15 protein-coding genes are annotated in these 16,322 nt (G+C 58.5%); 9 read left to right on the top strand and 6 right to left on the bottom strand.

Annotated elements, in window-relative coordinates; all coding sequences use genetic code 11:
- Positions 1–32 precede the first annotated feature (32 nt).
- Entirely contained in the window at positions 33–2,255 is a 2,223-nt protein-coding gene (locus tag AM218_RS03475; RefSeq protein ID WP_054411887.1) for a TonB-dependent receptor, read from the bottom strand.
- 168 nt (positions 2,256–2,423) lie between these two features.
- Complete coding sequence (locus AM218_RS03470; protein ID WP_231717538.1) at positions 2,424–3,257, bottom strand: polyketide cyclase; 834 nt, start codon at positions 3,255–3,257, stop codon at positions 2,424–2,426.
- Between the two features lie 249 nt (positions 3,258–3,506).
- Here AM218_RS03470 and AM218_RS03465 point away from each other — a divergent pair, with 249 nt between their 5' ends.
- The 3 genes from AM218_RS03465 to AM218_RS03455 all read left to right on the top strand — a co-directional run bounded on the left by AM218_RS03465 (position 3,507) and on the right by AM218_RS03455 (position 5,789).
- Entirely contained in the window at positions 3,507–3,968 is a 462-nt protein-coding gene (locus AM218_RS03465; RefSeq protein ID WP_054411885.1) for a GNAT family N-acetyltransferase, read from the top strand.
- A gap of 117 nt (positions 3,969–4,085) precedes the next feature.
- Positions 4,086–5,390: a PAS domain-containing protein gene (locus AM218_RS03460; protein ID WP_071843684.1), complete on the top strand. Its 1,305-nt coding sequence runs from the start codon at positions 4,086–4,088 to the stop codon at positions 5,388–5,390.
- A gap of 42 nt (positions 5,391–5,432) precedes the next feature.
- Positions 5,433–5,789: a hypothetical protein gene (locus AM218_RS03455; protein ID WP_054411883.1), complete on the top strand. Its 357-nt coding sequence runs from the start codon at positions 5,433–5,435 to the stop codon at positions 5,787–5,789.
- A 39-nt stretch (positions 5,790–5,828) separates the two neighbouring features.
- On the opposite strand, the gene AM218_RS03450 is transcribed toward AM218_RS03455, so the two are convergent.
- Complete coding sequence (locus AM218_RS03450) at positions 5,829–6,074, bottom strand: hypothetical protein (RefSeq protein WP_157547501.1); 246 nt, start codon at positions 6,072–6,074, stop codon at positions 5,829–5,831.
- 95 nt (positions 6,075–6,169) lie between these two features.
- Here AM218_RS03450 and AM218_RS03445 point away from each other — a divergent pair, with 95 nt between their 5' ends.
- A complete protein-coding gene (locus AM218_RS03445) occupies positions 6,170–7,510 on the top strand; it encodes a YfcC family protein (RefSeq protein ID WP_071843843.1) in 1,341 nt (446 codons plus the stop codon).
- 126 nt (positions 7,511–7,636) lie between these two features.
- On the opposite strand, the gene AM218_RS03440 is transcribed toward AM218_RS03445, so the two are convergent.
- On the bottom strand, positions 7,637–8,038 hold the full coding sequence (locus AM218_RS03440; RefSeq protein ID WP_054411873.1) for a DUF6960 family protein: 402 nt from the start codon (positions 8,036–8,038) through the stop codon (positions 7,637–7,639).
- Positions 8,039–8,302: 264 nt separating this feature from the next.
- Here AM218_RS03440 and AM218_RS03435 point away from each other — a divergent pair, with 264 nt between their 5' ends.
- Positions 8,303–10,126, top strand: a complete 1,824-nt coding sequence (locus tag AM218_RS03435; RefSeq protein WP_054411871.1) for an alpha-amylase family glycosyl hydrolase — start codon at positions 8,303–8,305, stop codon at positions 10,124–10,126.
- Between the two features lie 153 nt (positions 10,127–10,279).
- The gene (locus AM218_RS03430) at positions 10,280–12,109 is read left to right on the top strand and encodes a glycosyltransferase (RefSeq protein WP_231717537.1); all 1,830 of its coding nucleotides are present in this window, start codon (positions 10,280–10,282) and stop codon (positions 12,107–12,109) included.
- On the opposite strand, the gene AM218_RS03425 is transcribed toward AM218_RS03430, so the two are convergent.
- Both AM218_RS03425 and AM218_RS03420 read right to left on the bottom strand, forming a co-directional pair.
- Positions 12,106–12,600, bottom strand: a complete 495-nt coding sequence (locus tag AM218_RS03425; protein ID WP_157547500.1) for a hypothetical protein — start codon at positions 12,598–12,600, stop codon at positions 12,106–12,108. The two genes, AM218_RS03430 and AM218_RS03425, sit on opposite strands and share 4 nt — an antisense overlap.
- A gap of 188 nt (positions 12,601–12,788) precedes the next feature.
- Entirely contained in the window at positions 12,789–13,814 is a 1,026-nt protein-coding gene (locus AM218_RS03420; RefSeq protein WP_071843842.1) for a fasciclin domain-containing protein, read from the bottom strand.
- A gap of 181 nt (positions 13,815–13,995) precedes the next feature.
- Here AM218_RS03420 and AM218_RS03415 point away from each other — a divergent pair, with 181 nt between their 5' ends.
- The 3 genes from AM218_RS03415 to AM218_RS03405 all read left to right on the top strand — a co-directional run bounded on the left by AM218_RS03415 (position 13,996) and on the right by AM218_RS03405 (position 16,308).
- Positions 13,996–14,805 carry a DUF4198 domain-containing protein gene (locus AM218_RS03415; protein ID WP_054411862.1) on the top strand — a complete coding sequence of 270 codons (810 nt, stop codon included), beginning with the start codon at positions 13,996–13,998 and terminating at the stop codon, positions 14,803–14,805.
- A gap of 71 nt (positions 14,806–14,876) precedes the next feature.
- The gene (locus AM218_RS03410; RefSeq protein WP_044517066.1) at positions 14,877–15,251 is read left to right on the top strand and encodes an STAS domain-containing protein; all 375 of its coding nucleotides are present in this window, start codon (positions 14,877–14,879) and stop codon (positions 15,249–15,251) included.
- A 121-nt stretch (positions 15,252–15,372) separates the two neighbouring features.
- On the top strand, positions 15,373–16,308 hold the full coding sequence (locus AM218_RS03405; RefSeq protein ID WP_054411860.1) for a ribonuclease Z: 936 nt from the start codon (positions 15,373–15,375) through the stop codon (positions 16,306–16,308).
- Positions 16,309–16,322: the final 14 nt, after the last annotated feature.

The raw sequence follows: 16,322 nt of genomic DNA, 5'->3' as shown, positions 1-16,322 counted from the left end.
TAAGCCGGATGAAGTGTTGAAAGCGGCGGCTGTTATTCGGGAGCCTCGTCGGTATTGGCGGGGCGCTTTTTGTTGATGGAAATCAGCAGGGCTACGAACACCATGCGCGGGGCCGAGGGCATGACGGCCACGCTGGCGTACTGACCGCTGGCGTCTTTGGTGGAGGCATAGCGGTAGCCATACACATTCTGCCGCCCCAGCACATTGGTGCACGAGACATGCACAATGGTGAAGTTCTTCCACAGCGTGGTCACGTAGCTGGCATTCAGGCTGAAATCCTGGAAGCTGGGAAGCCGGCCCTGGTTGTAGCCCTCGGGGCTATTGGGGTTGAAGTATGCACGCGGACTGTTGTAAGTGTAGGTGGCACCCACCAGCGTGTGGGCTTTGCTCAGCCAGTATTTGCCTACCAGCGAGAGGTTGTGCCGGGCGGCGAAGGTGGGCACGGCCAGCACGGGGTCCTGGCGCTGCTGGCGGCGGGTATCCAGAAACCCGTAGCTAATCCAGTAGTCGCCGTTTTTGATGGATTTTTTATCGCGCCACAGCACGTCCAGGCCGCGGGCGTAGCCCGTGCCGGTGCTGCGGTAGGTGGCCGGGTCGAAGGGCGTGAGTGGGTTGGGGGTGGCGCTGGGGTTGTAGCGCACCAGCTGGGCGTAGGCTTTGGCGTAGGCCTCCACGCGCAGCGTGCGGTTGGCATAGCTGCGGAAATAGGTAAGCTGCCAGTGGCGGGCGCGCTCAAAGCGGAGTTGGCCTGGCTGGGCGGCCCGCAACAGCAAATCAGTAGCCGGGTTCTGGTAGAAATAGCCAAACGCTCCCGAAAGCTGCGTTTTTTCATTCAGCTGATACGCCAGGGCCAGGCGCGGCGCGGCATTCCAGCGGTGCAGAACCCCTGAGTACTCCACCCGGCCTCCCACGCGCCCCACCAGCCGGTTACTAAAGGCAATATCCGACTCGGCGAAGCCCGCGGCGCGCTGCTCCTGCACCTGAAAGGCAGTATCCCGCTGAGCCGCCAGGTAGCGCTGCTCATTATGCTGTAGCAGACCTTCCATGCCCAGCTTCAGGTTCCAGTAGGCACTGGCCGAGTCGTTGGTGAGCACCAGCCGGCTGACCACCGACTGCTCCAGCTCACGCATTTCCTGGCCGGCCGCTTCCTGCGTAGCTACGCGAGCAGTTTGCTGGTCGCGGGTGGCGGCCACGCCGGTTTGCACCGACCAGCCCCGCACCACCGCGCTGCGGAACGTGGTGTTCATGTAAGCGTTGCCGGCGCGCAGCCCTACGGGGCGGCCTCCCTCCCATTCGGCATCGGGCTGCAGGGCTTCAATGTGCTGTTTGGTGAAAGCTCCGTAGGCCTTCAGGATGCCCATACTGCCGGTTTTCTGCCGCAAAGCTACCGAGCCCCCACCCGACTCATAAGTCCGGAGCATGCGCTGGGGCACCAGCCCAAAATAGGGCCGCATGTTCATGTAGTCGCCGGTAACGGCTACCGAGGACCGCTCGAAGCGCTGCTGATGCGACAGGCTCACCCCACCCAATGAAAAGAGCGAAATACCCGTCTGCGTTTCCGGCGCCAGGTCCTCGGAGTTCAGCGCTACCACCGCCGACAATGCCTGCCCGTACTCCGCCGAGTAGCCGCCGGTGCTGAAAGCCATGCCTTTGAAAAGCATGGGTGAGAAACGCCCCCGGGCCGGCATGCCTGAAACAGCCGCATTGTAGGGACTTTGCAGCGGCACGCCATCCAGGTACTGGCGAGTTTCGCCGGCCGCGCCGCCGCGCACAAACAGCTTGCCCTCTTCCCCGTTGCGCGTGGTGCCGGGCATGGTATTAAAAGCGCCCGCCACATCGGCCGAGGCGCCGGCCGTGGTGACTACATCCCGCGCCGAAAACACCGTTTTACGCTTGTCATCACTGGCGTCGAAAGTACCGGAGGTGATAACCACGTCGCCGAGCTGGTTGCGCACGGGCTTGAGCACCAGGGCCAGCTGCCGGGGGCTGCCGTTCAGCGTGACCACCTGCTCCTGCAGCTGATATCCCAGCAGCGTGGCTACCAGCGGCAAGGAGCCAGTCTGGCGGGTGCTGAAGCGGAAGCGGCCCAGCGAATCGGTGCTGGCTCCATCGAAGGTGGTTTTGAGAAACACATTCACGCCGGGCAGCGGGTGGCCGGCGTTGTCATGCACGGTGCCACTGAGCGTGGTAGGCGTTTGGGCGGCCAGTTGCAGCGTGACGGCCAGCAGGAGCAGCAGGGGTAGCAGTCGTTTCATCGGGTAGCGGTAGAAGTATGGGCCAAAGGTGCCCGGCTGCTACCGCCGATGAAATTTTAGGTTGCTGAAGTGTAGAATGAGTAGGATGAAGCGTGGGTTTGCCGGAGCAAGCGGGATGCTGTGTTGGAAAAGAAATGGAATCTACTCTGCCTGCTCTTCCTTCCGCTGTTATTCCCGGCCCTTTTGCTGACCGTAATTCCGCTTCAGATCATTGGCCAGATTATCGAGCACATAGGCGTGTTCCTGCTCAATGCCTAATTTCTCCAAGGGCTCCCAATAAAATCTGGGTGTTAATTCGGAGGTGTATGTTGTAACACGCGTGAGCTTGCAGCTATTCTTGCCAACCTTATCGAAGTAATAAATTGCTTCTTTAAAACCAATCCAATTCCGGCCAACCATATTGTAGTCAATCACATCCATTCGCAGCAGTTTTGCTTTTTCTAGCTGGGTGATTTTCTCCACAATGGTTCCGCCACCGAAATCGGCATTGCTCATGCTGCCGGCTTTAAAATAGCAGGTGCGCAAGCCACCTACTGCTTCTTTTTCCAGGACACATTTTACCGGAATGGGCAAATCAAACTGCATCAGAAAAGGCTTTTCCGCCACCAGCGTATCCACTGATTTTATGGCGTCATACACCTGCTCGGGGGTATAAGGATACACCTGCTCCGTGCGCACCTCCACAATTTCCTGTTGGTGAGGATGCATAAAATATTCTACCGGCGCGCCAACCATAAAAGGCAGCAACGGCAACAGCAATACCGGCAGATTAGTGGTTGATTTTAGCGCTTTATATTTCTTTAGTAGATGCGCAACAACGTATCCCAGGAAAATAAGCGGAATAAGAATCGGCAGCGTCATAATAATGCATAGCAGGCCCGAGAGCCCCGGAATATACATGGCCATCAGGAAAATAACGGCCGCGAAAACCGCACCCCAAAACGTATATTTTCCATTCGGCATGGCACCAATCGAAATACCCAGCACAATAGGCAGCAGCACAAACAGTATCCAGCTGTAATTGGTAAGCCCCATAAATAAAAACCCGACTCCGGTTCCCATAAAAATCAGCGTCAGAATAATAGAGAGCTGAAAGCTGTGGTCCTGTAGGATTCTTTTCATGTTATAGCTAATCGGGTTTTACCAAGCCATTAATACCTGGCTTGCCCCGGCCCTCAAACTACGGCAATCCTCCGGCAGGCTGCAAACCGCCTCACCCCTACCTTTGCCGCGTACTTCACCTGCTTTCCCATGACCCTTACCTGGACCACCAAACCCTTTGCCGAACTTACCCTGGCCGAACTCTATGCCCTGCTACAGCTGCGCAGCGAGGTGTTTGTGGTGGAGCAGACGTGTGCGTTTCAGGACATAGACGGGCAGGACCAGGCCGCCTGGCACTTGCTGGGCTACACGCCGGCCGGCGAGCTGGCCGCCTACGCCCGCCTGTTCGGGCCGGGCATCAGCTACCCCGAGGCCAGCATTGGGCGGGTGGTGGTCAGCCCGCGCTCCCGGCGCTTTGGGCTGGGCCGCGAGCTACTACGCCAAGCTATTGCCGCCGTTGATGCGCTGGTGGGCGGGCAGCCCATTCAGATTGGGGCACAGAGTTATCTGCAGGAATTTTATGAGGGCTTTGGTTTCCGGCAGGTGGGCGAAGGGTACCTGGAAGACGGCATTCCGCATATTCATATGCTACGCCTGGCCGGCCAGGCGTAGTAGCTGTGTAGCTACATTGTTTTTGGGAATACGCTTTCACCAGGCTTAGCCAGGTTGTAGCTTTGCCTGCTTGCGCGTTAGTTTTGAGGAGCGCTTGAATCTGTTTTTACTACTGTTATGCCTGTTTCTGCTTTTCCCGTCAATTATCAGGAGTTGTTTCACGCCCTGCCGGAGAACTTCCTGCTCATTGCCCCCAATGCTGACGCAACTATCATTGACAACACCGATAACCACGAAGCGGTATCGTTGAAAAAGCGGGAAGAGGTGATAGGGAAGCCCTTTTTCGAGGCCTATCCGGCCACGGACGAGAAATCGGCAGCCGTAATCCGGGAATCTCATGCGCATGTGCGGCAGCATCTGGAGCCCCATGTCATGCCGCTCATCCGCTACGATCTGCAGCGCCCCGAGGAGCAGGGCGGCGGCTTGGAGGAGCTCTACTGGCAGGCCACGCACTACCCTATTCTGGATGCCGAAGGCAGACTGCAGTTTATTCTGCAGCGCACCCAGGACGTAACTGAGCAGCACCACGCCCAGCTCCGCGCCGAGCTGGTGCAGCAGGAGCTGGCTGAGCAGCAGGAGCGCAACCGCTTTATCCTGGAATCCTTGCCTATTCTGGTCTGGACGGCCCTGCCCACGGGGGAGCGGGACTTTTTCAGCTCCCGCTGGCTGCAGTTTACCGGTCGGCCCTTGGAAGCGGAGCTGCATGGCCAGTGGATTCATAACATTCACCCCGATGACCAGGCCCGGGTACAGCAGCAGTGGAATGAGAGCGTAGCTACTGGTCAGCCCTACCAGGTAGAATACCGCCTGCGCCGCCACGATGGCCAGTACCGCTGGGTACTCATGCGTGCTATGCCCCATTACAATGCCCGCCACGAAATTACCATGTGGGTAGGCGGCGGCACCGATATTCACGACCAGAAGCAAATGGTACAGGAGCTGCTGGAAACCAACGAGCAGCAGGCCCTACTCTCCGACCAGGCCTACCAGGCCTATCAGCTGGCCGAAACCCAGCGCGAGACGTTCTACAACTTGTTTATGCAGACCCCGGCCATGATCTGCATTCTGCGCGGGCCGGAGCACCGCTTCGAGTTCGTGAACCCGGAGTACCAGAAGCTGTTCCCGCACCGCCAGCTGATTGGCAAATCGGTAGCTGAAGTACTGCCCGAAGTAATAGAGCAAGGGTTCATTAGCCTGCTCGACAATGTCTACAACACCGGCGAAGCCTTTGTCGGCAACGAGCTGGATATTATGCTGGACCGGGACGGCAGCGGGCAGCTGCAGCGCAGCTACCTCAACTTTACTTATCAGCTTTTCATGGAGGGCGCAGAAAAAGCCGGTATCACGGTATTTGCCTTTGATGTAACCGAGCTGGTGCTGGCCCGCCAGGCCCTGGAGCGTCCTGATTCCACTGTCCGGTAAAATGGATTTCCCTATTGCTTTCCGACAGTTACCCGCGCCATCATGGACATAAACCGCCTGGATTTTCAGCAAGCCAGGATTAAACAGGTACTCTTTAAGTCGAGGCTGCGCTCCGTGCTTTACGGGGTGCGCGAGGCGGATGATGCCCTGTTTTCCCTGTACCAGAACCCCCTGGGGGAGTGGCTGCGCACCGTGGTAAAACCCCGCTACAGCATGCGCCCCGAGGTGCGCGAGATTGAGCGCACCATCCAGCAAATGCTGGATACCGGCTACGAGCTTTCCACCCAATACAAGCGGGGGCACATAGAGGAAGCCCGCGCCGGCCTGGAGAAAATAAACGCTTATTCCGACAAGATTGAAGCCCTGCTGCAAAGCTTAGAACAACACACCCAAGTATAAAAAAGCCGCTTCTGCATCTCAGGAGCGGCTTTTTACTTTCTATACTTCCGGCAGCTGCACGGCCTCCAGCCAGGGGTGCAGTTGGGCCGGGTTTTGAAAAAGATTGATAAACAGCACCCGCTCCTCGCCGGCCAGCCGCCATATCTCCGCATAAAAGTCGCCCAGGGCGTATAGCTGCAGCCGGCAGCCGTATTCGGCGCGGTCGGCCAGGTGGTGGCCCGCCTGCAGCAGGCGCTCCGTTTGCTGGCCCATGGGTAGTTGTTTGAAAGCAGCGAGATACATCACATCAGCACGGGGTCTTTGCCGAAGATACAAAGTTGCGGGCAGTTACCTGGCCCAAGCCCGGCGGCAGAACCATTTCGCCGTGCTACTTTCACGGCATGAAAACCATTCGCTTTCCGCACCCGCTGGTGTTGCTGGTTGGGTTTATCCTGCTTGCTACCCTGCTCACCTACCTCTTGCCGGCCGGCGTATTTGAGCGCCACCCCGATGCCGCCACCGGCCGCGACGTGGTGGTGCCCGGCTCCTACCACCGGGTGCCTGCCTCGCCGGTGAATCCGCTGCAGGCCATTGTGGATATCCCGAAAGGCATGACGGAAGCCGCTTCCGTTATTTTTCTGGTGTTTCTGGCGGGCGGCGCCTTCACGGTGGTAGACCAGACCGGGGCCCTGCGCCGCGGCGTAGACTGGCTGCTGGATAAATTCCGGGGCCGCGAGGCTGTGGTTATCCCCATTATCTGCGTGCTGTTTGCCACCATGGGCGCACTGGAAAACATGCAGGAGGAAATTGTGCCCCTCATTCCGGTGCTGCTCATTCTGATGCGGCGCATTGGCTACCCCCCTATTATAGCGGCGGCCGTCAGCATTGGCTCAGCGGCCGTAGGGGCCGCTTTCAGCCCCCTCAACCCGTTTCAGGTAGGCATTGCCCAGAAGCTGGCCCAGTTGCCCCTGCTTTCCGGCGGGGGTTTCCGCATGATTTTCCTGGCCCTGGCTTTGGCTATCTGGATTGGCGGCACCGTGCGCTTTGCCATGCGCCACCGCATAGCCCCGGAGGTAGATGAGGTTCCCGGCGAGGCCGCAGGCGTAGGTCGGCATGGCCTGGTACTCCTGCTGCTGTTTCTCACTTTTGCCTTCTTTGCCTACGGGGTGCTGAAGCTGGAGTGGGATTTTGATCAGATGGCCGCGCTGTTCTTCGGGCTGGGCGTAGCCGCCGGCCTGGTGGGCGGCCTGGGCCTTACGGGCACCGCTTCCGGCTTTATTGATGGCTTCCGGGATATTGCCTTTTCCGCCCTACTCATCGGCTTTGCCCGCGCCATTTTTGTGGTACTGGAGCAGGGGCAGATTGTTGATACCATCGTGAATGGCCTATCTGCGCCACTGGCCGGGCTGCCGGTGACGCTTTCAGCATTGGGTATGGTGGGCGTGCACACGGCCCTGCACCTGCCGGTGCCCAGCGTAAGCGGGCAGGCTGTGCTCACCATGCCTCTGCTCGTGCCCCTCTCCGACCTCATCGGTCTTTCCCGGCAGGTTACGGTGCTGGCTTACCAGTACGGCGCCGGCCTCTGCGAAATTGTTACCCCCACCAATGGCGCTCTGGTGGCCATCGTAACGGCCTGCGGGGTGCGGTTTGATCAGTGGTGGAAGTTTGTGCTGCCGCTTTATCTGCTGCTGCTGCTGCTGGCGGTGGTTGCCATTATCACGGGCATTGCCGTGGGCATATAAGCGCACTGCTTGATGAGCTTTTAACTCCGATGGCTTAGCCAAACGCCCCTGCCTTATGCATAAGGCAGGGGCGTTTGGTTTTTTAATGGTCTTCAAGCGCGGCGAAAGTCAGTAGCTGGTGCGCGCCTAGGCAAACCGCAGCTCATTAGCCTCAAAAATGCGCGGCAGCTTCCGCTTGCGCTCTACTATCTGAAAACGGGCGGTATCGTTCTTCTCATCCCAGTACACATCCGAAATCAGGCCGCGGTGCGCGGGTTTGCCGGGGGCGGGGGTGGCTTCTTCCACCACATCCCCAAAGCTGAAGGCAGGCTTCTCGTAGAGTTCCTTAAACAGCTCGGGGCTTACCTTAAACTGCTGCTCATCGTAGCGCAGCAGCATCCATTCGTCGTTTTCGCCAATTTTCTCAAACACTTTGCCCAGCGGCTCCAGCCACTCAAAGGAGCGGCGGTTGGCCGGATGAATGTAGCGGAGGCCATAGTCGGGCGTCCAGGAATACAGGCCAAAAACTACAGGAACAGGACGAGCCACGGCAGCAACACAAAAGGTAAAGCAGAAAAGTACCCGCAAAGCTACGCAACTACCCGGGCAGTGTTCCGGCAATACCCCACGTAATTATTACCGGTTGGGCAATCTATGGGTCTTCTTCCAGGTTTTTGGGGCCCGAATAAGCTAATCAGTAGCATTACTATCTGGCTTACCATCAACATTCTATCTCTAAAATATAACCTAACGCCTATACAAACAGTAAAAGCAGCAGCTGTTGAGCTTTTGTGCTGATTTTCTTCTACAAGCATGCTTGAAATCGAAACCATCTCTGCCCCCACCACGCTGCAAGCTGGCATGGGCGCCATTCCGCATGCCCAAGGCACCACCTTCCGGGTGTGGGCACCCCACGCCGAAGCGGTTTCCGTAGTAGGCGACTTTAACGATTGGAATCCTAAGAAACACCCCCTTACGGCTGAGGAAGGCGGGTATTGGGCTATTGACGTGCCGGGCGTGGCCGTAGGCGCTGAATACAGGTTCTGGCTGAAAACGCCCACCGGCGAGTTTACCCGCAACGACCCCTATGCCCGGGAAGTCACCCACTCCGCCGGCAACTCCGTGGTGCCGCATGTAGACTTTGACTGGGGCGACCACCAATTTGAGATGCCCGCCTGGAATACGCTGGTTATCTACGAGCTGCACGTGGGCACCTTCCACTCCACCACCGAAGGCCAGCCCGGCACTTTTCTCGATGTCATTGAGCGGTTGGAATACCTGCGGGACCTGGGAATCAATGCCATTGAAATAATGCCGCCCACGGAGTTTCCCGGCGGCCGTTCCTGGGGCTACAACCCCTCGCACCCCTTTGCCCTGGAAACCGACTACGGTGGGCCCAAAGCCTTTAAGGAGCTGGTGAAGCGCGCCCACGAGTATGGCATTGCTATTATTCTGGACGTGGTATACAACCACTTCGGCCCCGGCGACCTGGATTTGTGGCAGTTTGATGGCTGGCAGGAAAACGACGGCGGCGGTATCTACTTCTACAACGACTGGCGCGCCGAAACACCCTGGGGCCACAACCGCCCCGACTACGGCCGCCCGGAAGTGCGCCAGTACATCCGCGACAATGCCCTCATGTGGCTGGAGGACTTCCAGGTAGATGGCCTCCGCTGCGACGCCATTGCCCACATCCGCAACGTGCGCGGCACCACCAACCCCACCGACGACCTGCCCGATGGCTGGAGCCTGATGCGCTGGATTAATGAGGAAATCCGGGAGAAGATGCCCTGGAAAATCACCATTGCCGAGGATCTACTGGGCAACGAGTACATCACCCGCGCCCCGGAGGAGGATGGCCAGGGCTTTTCCGCCCAGTGGGATGCCGGCTTTGTATACCCCATCCGCGAAACGCTGACCGCCTACTCCGATGATGACCGGAACATGGAGGTGGTAGCGGCCGCCATCAGCAACCAATATAATGGTGAGGCCTTTCAACGGGTTATTTACACGGAGTCGCACGACGAGGTAGCCAACGGGAAGTCGCGGGTGCCGGAGGAGATTATGCCGGGCGAAGCGCACACCTGGTTTCCCAAGAAGCGGGCTACCCTGGGCGCGGCGCTGGTCTTCACCTCGCCGGGCGTACCCATGATTTTTCAGGGACAGGAGTTTCTGGCTGATGGCTTCTTCTCCGATGACCTGCCGCTGGACTGGCAGCGGGCCGAGGAGATGCGCGGGCTGGTGCACCTGTACCGCGACCTGATCCGGCTGCGGCGCAACCTGGAGGGCCACACGCGCGGCCTCACGGGCCAGCACCTCGAGGTTTTTCACATCAACAACGAGGATAAAACCGTGGCTTTCCGGCGCTGGTCCGATGGTGACGGGGGCCCCGGCGACACCACCGTGGTGCTCTGCAACTTCGCCGACCGCACCCAGGAGTCCTACACCATTGGGCTGCCGGCGTCCGGCCACTGGCGCGTGCGCTTCAACAGTGACTGGCAGGGCTACGACCAGGAGTTCGGCAACTTTGAAAGCCTGGATACGCTAACGGAGGAAGGCGAGTACGACGGCTTCCCCCAGCACGCCACGTTTGGCCTGGGTCCCTACTCCGTGCTGATTATCTCCCAGGAACCGTAAAAGGCCGCGTGGGTCGTACTACTTCTTTGTTGGCAAAAAAATACCCCACCGTAACGGTGGGGCCATTTTTTTTCTGCTAATTCCAGTCGGAAGTGCCGTATCCCGCTTACCTTTCGCTGCTCCTCACCACCTTCTCTTCCTTATTCTGTGCAAGTGCCTCATTCTACCCCCGATATAGTTGCGCCCGAAGCCCTTTTAGTTGAAGTAGCCTGGGAAGTCTGTAATCAGGTAGGTGGCATTTACACCGTTATTCGCTCCAAAGTACCTGCTACGGTGCAGGGCTGGCAGGACCGCTACTGTCTGCTGGGGCCTTATTTTGCCAATCAGGCCCAGGCCGAGTTCGAGCCATTATCGGAAACGCAGCTGGCCGCCGCCCGCGACCCGTTTGCCCGGGCCGTGCGCCGCATGCGCGCCGCCGGCTACGACGTGCAGTATGGCGTATGGCTGATTACGGGCCGCCCCCGGGCGGTGCTGCTCAACCCCTTCCAGGCCTATCCGCGCCTGGGCGACATCAAGCGCGACCTGTGGGAGCACCACGGCATTCCAACGCCTGACAATGATGACCTGCTGCATCAGGTAGAAGCCTTTGGCCTGTTGGCCAAGGAGTATATCCAGGCCCTCACGGCCGAGGTGGAGGAGCAGAAAGTAGTAGTGCACTTTCATGAATGGATGACGGGCGTAGCCATTCCGGACCTGCGCCGGGAGCAAACGCCGGCCCACCTGCTCTTTACCACGCACGCCACCCTGCTGGGCCGCTACCTGGCCATGAACGACCCCAACTTCTATGACCACCTCATGCAGGTGAACTGGGAAGCGGAGGCGCGCAACTTCAACATTGAAACCGCCGTGCGCATTGAGCGGGCTGCCGCCCACGGCGCCCACGTTTTCACCACGGTGAGCGAGCTGACCGTGCGGGAGTGCATCTACCTGCTGGACCGCATTCCGGACGCGGTGCTACCCAACGGCCTCAACATTGAGCGGTTTGTGGCCCTGCACGAGTTCCAGAACCTGCACCAGCAGTACAAAGCCAAGATTCACGAGTTCGTGATGGCGCACTTCTTTCAAAGCTACTCTTTTGACCTCGATAACACACTCTACCTCTTCACCTCGGGGCGCTACGAGTACCACAACAAGGGCTTCGATTTAACCCTGGAAGCCCTGGCCCGCCTCAACCACCGCATTCAGGAAAGCGGGATAGATGGGCAGGTGGTAATGTTCTTTATCACCAAGCGGCCTTTCCACAGCATTAATCCGCAGGTGCTGCAAAGCCGGGCTATTCTGAACGAGGTGCGCGAAACCTGCCAGGCCATTGAGCAGCAGGTGGGCGAGCGGATGTTCTACGCCGCCGCCGCCAGCACCGACCACCGCCTGCCTGACCTCACCGCTATGGTGGATGACTACTGGAAGCTGCGCTACCGCCGCACCCTGCAAAGCTGGAAAACCACCAGCCTGCCCCCGGTCATCACCCACAACCTGATAGACGACCACAACGACGATATTCTGGACTTTGTGCGCCGTGCCAACCTGGTGAACAACCGCCACGACCGGGTGAAAATCGTGTACCACCCGGACTTCGTATCGCCTATCTCGCCCCTGTTTGGTATGGAGTACGGGCAGTTTGTGCGCGGCTGCCACCTGGGCATTTTCCCCAGTTACTACGAGCCCTGGGGCTATACGCCCCTGGAGTGCGTGGCCCGCGGCGTACCGGCCATCACCAGCGACCTTTCCGGCTTTGGCGACTACGTGATGCAAAACGTACCCGACAATGAAGATAAGGGCATATATGTGATTGAGCGCAAGGAGCGCAGCTTTGATGAGGCCGCCGAGCAGCTGACCTCGGTGCTCTGGGATTTTGTGCTGCAAAGCCGCCGTGAGCGGATTATGCAGCGCAACAAGGTGGAAAGCTCTTCTGAGATGTTCGACTGGAAGTACCTGCGCGTGTACTACGACCGGGCCTACGAGCTGGCCCTGGAGCGCAGCTAGGCTACTGGCTGCAGCTCCTCAATGGGCTTGTAGATAAACCGCAGGCCTACCACAGAAACCACGCAGGCCAGCGTGGGCAGCAGCCCAATGGGAGTAAATACTACAGTGGGTGCGCTCAGCCCACTCAGCACCAAGGCAGCCCACCATATTTGGCGGCTCGCCCGGGAGCGGCCACGGCACAGCAGCCATACCTGCCAGAGCATGTAGCTGCTGATTCCCAGAAACACCACTCCCATCAGCATCAGGGAATAAAAGCGAAAGTCGAAGTGAAAGGCATGCTGCAGCACCCGCTCCAGCGCGTGGTAGAGGTTTTCAGCTAAATGGGCCAGCATGCTTACTGCTACTAGCATGGGCCCCAGAATCAGCGCCCATAAGGCTCCCACCCGAATGGGCGGCCGGAAAGTGGTGTAAGCGAAGCGACAATACCAGACCGTAGCCAGCACCGCCGTCCCCATCACGAAATAATCGATATACTCTAGAAGGAAATGCATGAGGCGCAACACTGGGTAGTCTCCAAAAATACCGCCCGCTTTCTGTCCCGTCAATCACATAAGCATGTGGCATTCCGCTGTTTATTCAACCTCACAACCCGCAGCAGCAACTTGTTTTAGCTGGGCAGCCACGAGCAGCATGGCCTTACCTATAAGGCCATGCTGCTCGCTAACCTACGCTTCCGGCATTAAGGCTGAATAACCTGATCAATAACGTGGACCACTCCGTTAGTGGCCAGCACATTGGCCGCGGCAATGTCGGCTGCGGTTCCACTGCCGCCTTTTAAGGTAAAGCCGCCACCAGCGGAGGCTACGGTAATATTGCCACCCAGGGTGGCTACGTTACCGGGGGCCAGATCCGAAGAGAATACCCGGCCGGAACCCACCACATGCAGGCTGAGTATGGCCAGCAGATCAGCATCGGAAACAGCGCTCAGCGGAGTGGAGCCCAACAGCGCCCGGAAGGCAGCATCGGTAGGCGCAAATACCGTCACGTTGGCACTAGGGTCACCGGCGGCGGCGAGGACGGCCGCGGCGGCCGGGCGCTTCAAGGCCTCCAGCAGATAGGTAAACTCCGGAGTGGCAGCACTGGCACTGGCCGTTACAATCTGCGCAATGGTCTGCGTAGGCGGCATCAGGACGTTATCAATGGCGTGAATGGTGCCATTGCTGGCGCTTACATCGGGCGTAACCACCTTGGTGTTGCCGTTGAGGAATACTCCGGCGTTACTCTTGCTCAGATACAGGGTATTGTCGTTGGTGGAGGCCCCACCCACCATGCTGGCCGGGCGGGCAGTGGTCTGGCTGCTGGCACCGGCAGCAATATCGGCGGCCTTAATATTGGCTCCCACCACGTGGTAGAGCAAAATACCCCGCAGCTGGCTGATTTGGGCGGTATTGGTAATGGCCGAAATATTGGCGGCAGTATTGAAAGGCGGGGCCAGCTTGGCAAATGCCTCATTGGTAGGCGCAAACACCGTGAAAGGCCCGGCACCGCTCAGCGTAGTAGCCAGATCTGCTTTCACAACTGCCGCCACCAGGGTGCTGAAGCTGGCATTGCTTTGCGCCACCTGCACAATATTCTGCGCCGGAGTGGCTGGCGCATCATCGTCATCATCGTTGCAGGCACTTAGGCTAAGGCTCAGCGCCCCGCACAGTCCCAGAATGAGCAAGCGTAGGTACGCTCCCGATTGGAAGAAAGAGGATGTCCGCATTTTGTTTAACTTTTTATGGTTGAACATTAAACAAACATAATACTCTTGCGTATATCTGCTTGTTAAGTCCAAGCTGGTTTTTTTTCGAAAATGCCATCATCTTGTACTTTGGTGGTATCTTTCAGCTTCCTGCCAGCTCCCTTTCCGCATGCATCCCCTCCCCCGCTTTTCTAAGGTTTTGATGCTTTACGCGGCTTTTTTGCTGGGCCAGGTTGCGCTGGGCAATGATTTTTGGCTGCACCCCAGCCAATACCATGTTTCGCCGGGCGCTACCGTGTATGTGTATCGCCTCATCGGCCAGCAGTTTAAGGGTGAGCGGTGGACCGGCAACAGCCAGCGGGTGGCGCAGCTGCTCCATTATGCCCCCAACGATACCACAGACCTTACCCAGGTAGCTACCCAGCAGGACACGCTGCAAACCACGCTGGCCCTGAACGAGTCGGGCACGCATCTTATCGGCCTCACCAGCACCGAGGCCAGCCTGACCCAGACGGCCACCGATTTTAACAACTATCTGAAAACAGAAGGCCTGGACCAAGTGCTGCTGACGCGGCAACGGCGCAAGCAGCTGGATAAACCGGCCCGCGAGGCTTACCGCCGCTGCGCCAAAACCCTGGTGCAGGTGGGCACGGCCACTGCCGGGCCTTTCAATGCGGTGCTGGGCCAGGCCCTGGAATTAGTGCCCGAACAGAACCCCTACGCCCTGCGCCCTGGCACCTCCATTACGGTGCGGGTGCTGGAAAACGGCCTTCCGGCGCGTGGCCAGCTGGTGCATATCTGGCTGAAAGCCGGCCCCGCCGCTCAGCCGGCCACGGTGCAGCATGTTTATACCTCTGGGGAGGGCCGCGTGCTGGTGCGCCTGCCCCCAACGCCGGTAGAAGTACTGATAACGGCCGTCCGCATGCACCGGCATCCGGACGCTAAAACGGCCGATTGGCAAAGTGCCTGGGCAAGCCTTACCTTCGGGCTGGGTAAGTCGGGCCGGCGCTGATTCACCCGCTTTATACAACCATTTTTTTTACTACCTTCGCAACTCTCGCAACCACCGAATTTCCCGACGGCATGAAGTACACGATTGATAAAAAAGAAACTTACACAATCATCACGATTGACGAGAAGAAGCTCGACACCACCGTTGCGCCTGACCTGAAATCGGAGTTTGTGAAACTGAATGCCGAGGGGATCAACAACCTGATCCTGGACCTCACCAATGTGAAGTACACGGACTCCTCAGGCTTAAGTTCTATCCTGATTGCCAACCGTTTGTGCAACTCCACTGGCGGTTTGCTGGTTCTTACCGGCCTGCAGGACCACGTTATGAAGCTCATCACCATCAGCAAGCTGGAGTCGGTGTTGAACATTCTGCCTACCGTGGAAGAAGGCATTGACCGCATTTTTCTGCACGCCATTGAGCGTGACCTGACGAGCAAAGAATAGCTTTTTATGCTTAGAGCTGTTGGCCGTTAGCTGTTAGTTTTTATAAGCTGACAGCTAACGGCCAACAGCTTTTTTTATTCCCCACGCACACAGCCGCTAGTAGCGGTAGCCCACAGCCGCCTTGGAGTTTGAGCTAAGAATACTAGGCAGTGGTTCGGCCACGCCGGTTCCCAATCGTCATCACACGGCCCAAGTTCTGACCGTGGGCAACATGCTGTACCTGCTGGACTGCGGCGAGGGTACGCAGCGGCGGCTGCTGGAGCACAAGATCAGTCCCCACCGCCTCAAGGTTATCTTTATCAGCCACCTGCACGGCGACCATTTCTTTGGGCTGTTTGGCCTGCTGGGCACCATGCACCTGCAGGGCCGCACCGAGCCGCTTCGCCTGTTTGGCCCCGCCGGCCTGGATGAAGTCCTGACCACGCAATTTCGCCACTCCGGCACCGAGCTGGGCTTTGAGCTGGAGTACACCCTGATTGACCCCGCCCAGCACCTGCTGGTGTATGAGGACCGTAACGTAACGGTGCATACCATGCCCATGCACCACCGCATTCCGTGCTGCGGCTACCTGTTCCGGGAGCAGCCGCGCCGCCGCTCCCTGGTGCGGGAGCTGCTGCCCGCTGGCCTCACCCCACCCCAGCTGCACCAGCTTTCCCAAGGCGAAGATGTGGTAGATGAGACTACGGGTGCCTTACTGGTGCGCCACGCCGATGTGGCCGGCCCGCCCAAACACGCCCGCAGCTATGCCTTCTGCTCCGATACCGTCTTCACCCCTTCTATGGCTGAGATGGTGCACAAAGTGGATATCCTCTACCATGAAGCCACTTTCCTGGAGGAACTCCGGGAACGGGCCGCGGTAACGCTGCACTCCACCGCCCGCCAGGCCGGCGAGCTGGCCCGGATTGCAGACGTTGGGCAACTGCTCATCGGGCACTTTTCCTCCCGCTACCGCGACCTGGAACCCCTGCTGCGCGAAGCCCGCACGGAGTTTTCCAACACGCAGCTGGCGCTGGAAGGCACGATTGTCAGTGTGCCCACCACGGCCATTCTGGTTTAACATCTTCTGTCAAT

This window comes from Hymenobacter sp. DG25A (assembly GCF_001280305.1).
Classification (GTDB): Bacteria; Bacteroidota; Bacteroidia; order Cytophagales; family Hymenobacteraceae; genus Hymenobacter.
Note: the sequence above shows the minus strand (reverse complement) of the source record. Positions and strands in the feature narration are given on the sequence as shown.

Coding starts and splice junctions, on each gene's coding strand:
- AM218_RS03475 (WP_054411887.1), bottom strand. CDS start 2,255: ATGAAACGACTGCTACCCCTGCTGCTCCTGCTGGCCGTCACGCTGCAA.
- AM218_RS03460 (WP_071843684.1), top strand. CDS start 4,086: ATGCCTGTTTCTGCTTTTCCCGTCAATTATCAGGAGTTGTTTCACGCC.
- AM218_RS03415 (WP_054411862.1), top strand. CDS start 13,996: ATGCTTTACGCGGCTTTTTTGCTGGGCCAGGTTGCGCTGGGCAATGAT.
- AM218_RS03435 (WP_054411871.1), top strand. CDS start 8,303: ATGCTTGAAATCGAAACCATCTCTGCCCCCACCACGCTGCAAGCTGGC.
- AM218_RS03425 (WP_157547500.1), bottom strand. CDS start 12,600: ATGCATTTCCTTCTAGAGTATATCGATTATTTCGTGATGGGGACGGCG.
- AM218_RS03455 (WP_054411883.1), top strand. CDS start 5,433: ATGGACATAAACCGCCTGGATTTTCAGCAAGCCAGGATTAAACAGGTA.
- AM218_RS03465 (WP_054411885.1), top strand. CDS start 3,507: ATGACCCTTACCTGGACCACCAAACCCTTTGCCGAACTTACCCTGGCC.
- AM218_RS03445 (WP_071843843.1), top strand. CDS start 6,170: ATGAAAACCATTCGCTTTCCGCACCCGCTGGTGTTGCTGGTTGGGTTT.
- AM218_RS03410 (WP_044517066.1), top strand. CDS start 14,877: ATGAAGTACACGATTGATAAAAAAGAAACTTACACAATCATCACGATT.
- AM218_RS03420 (WP_071843842.1), bottom strand. CDS start 13,814: ATGCGGACATCCTCTTTCTTCCAATCGGGAGCGTACCTACGCTTGCTC.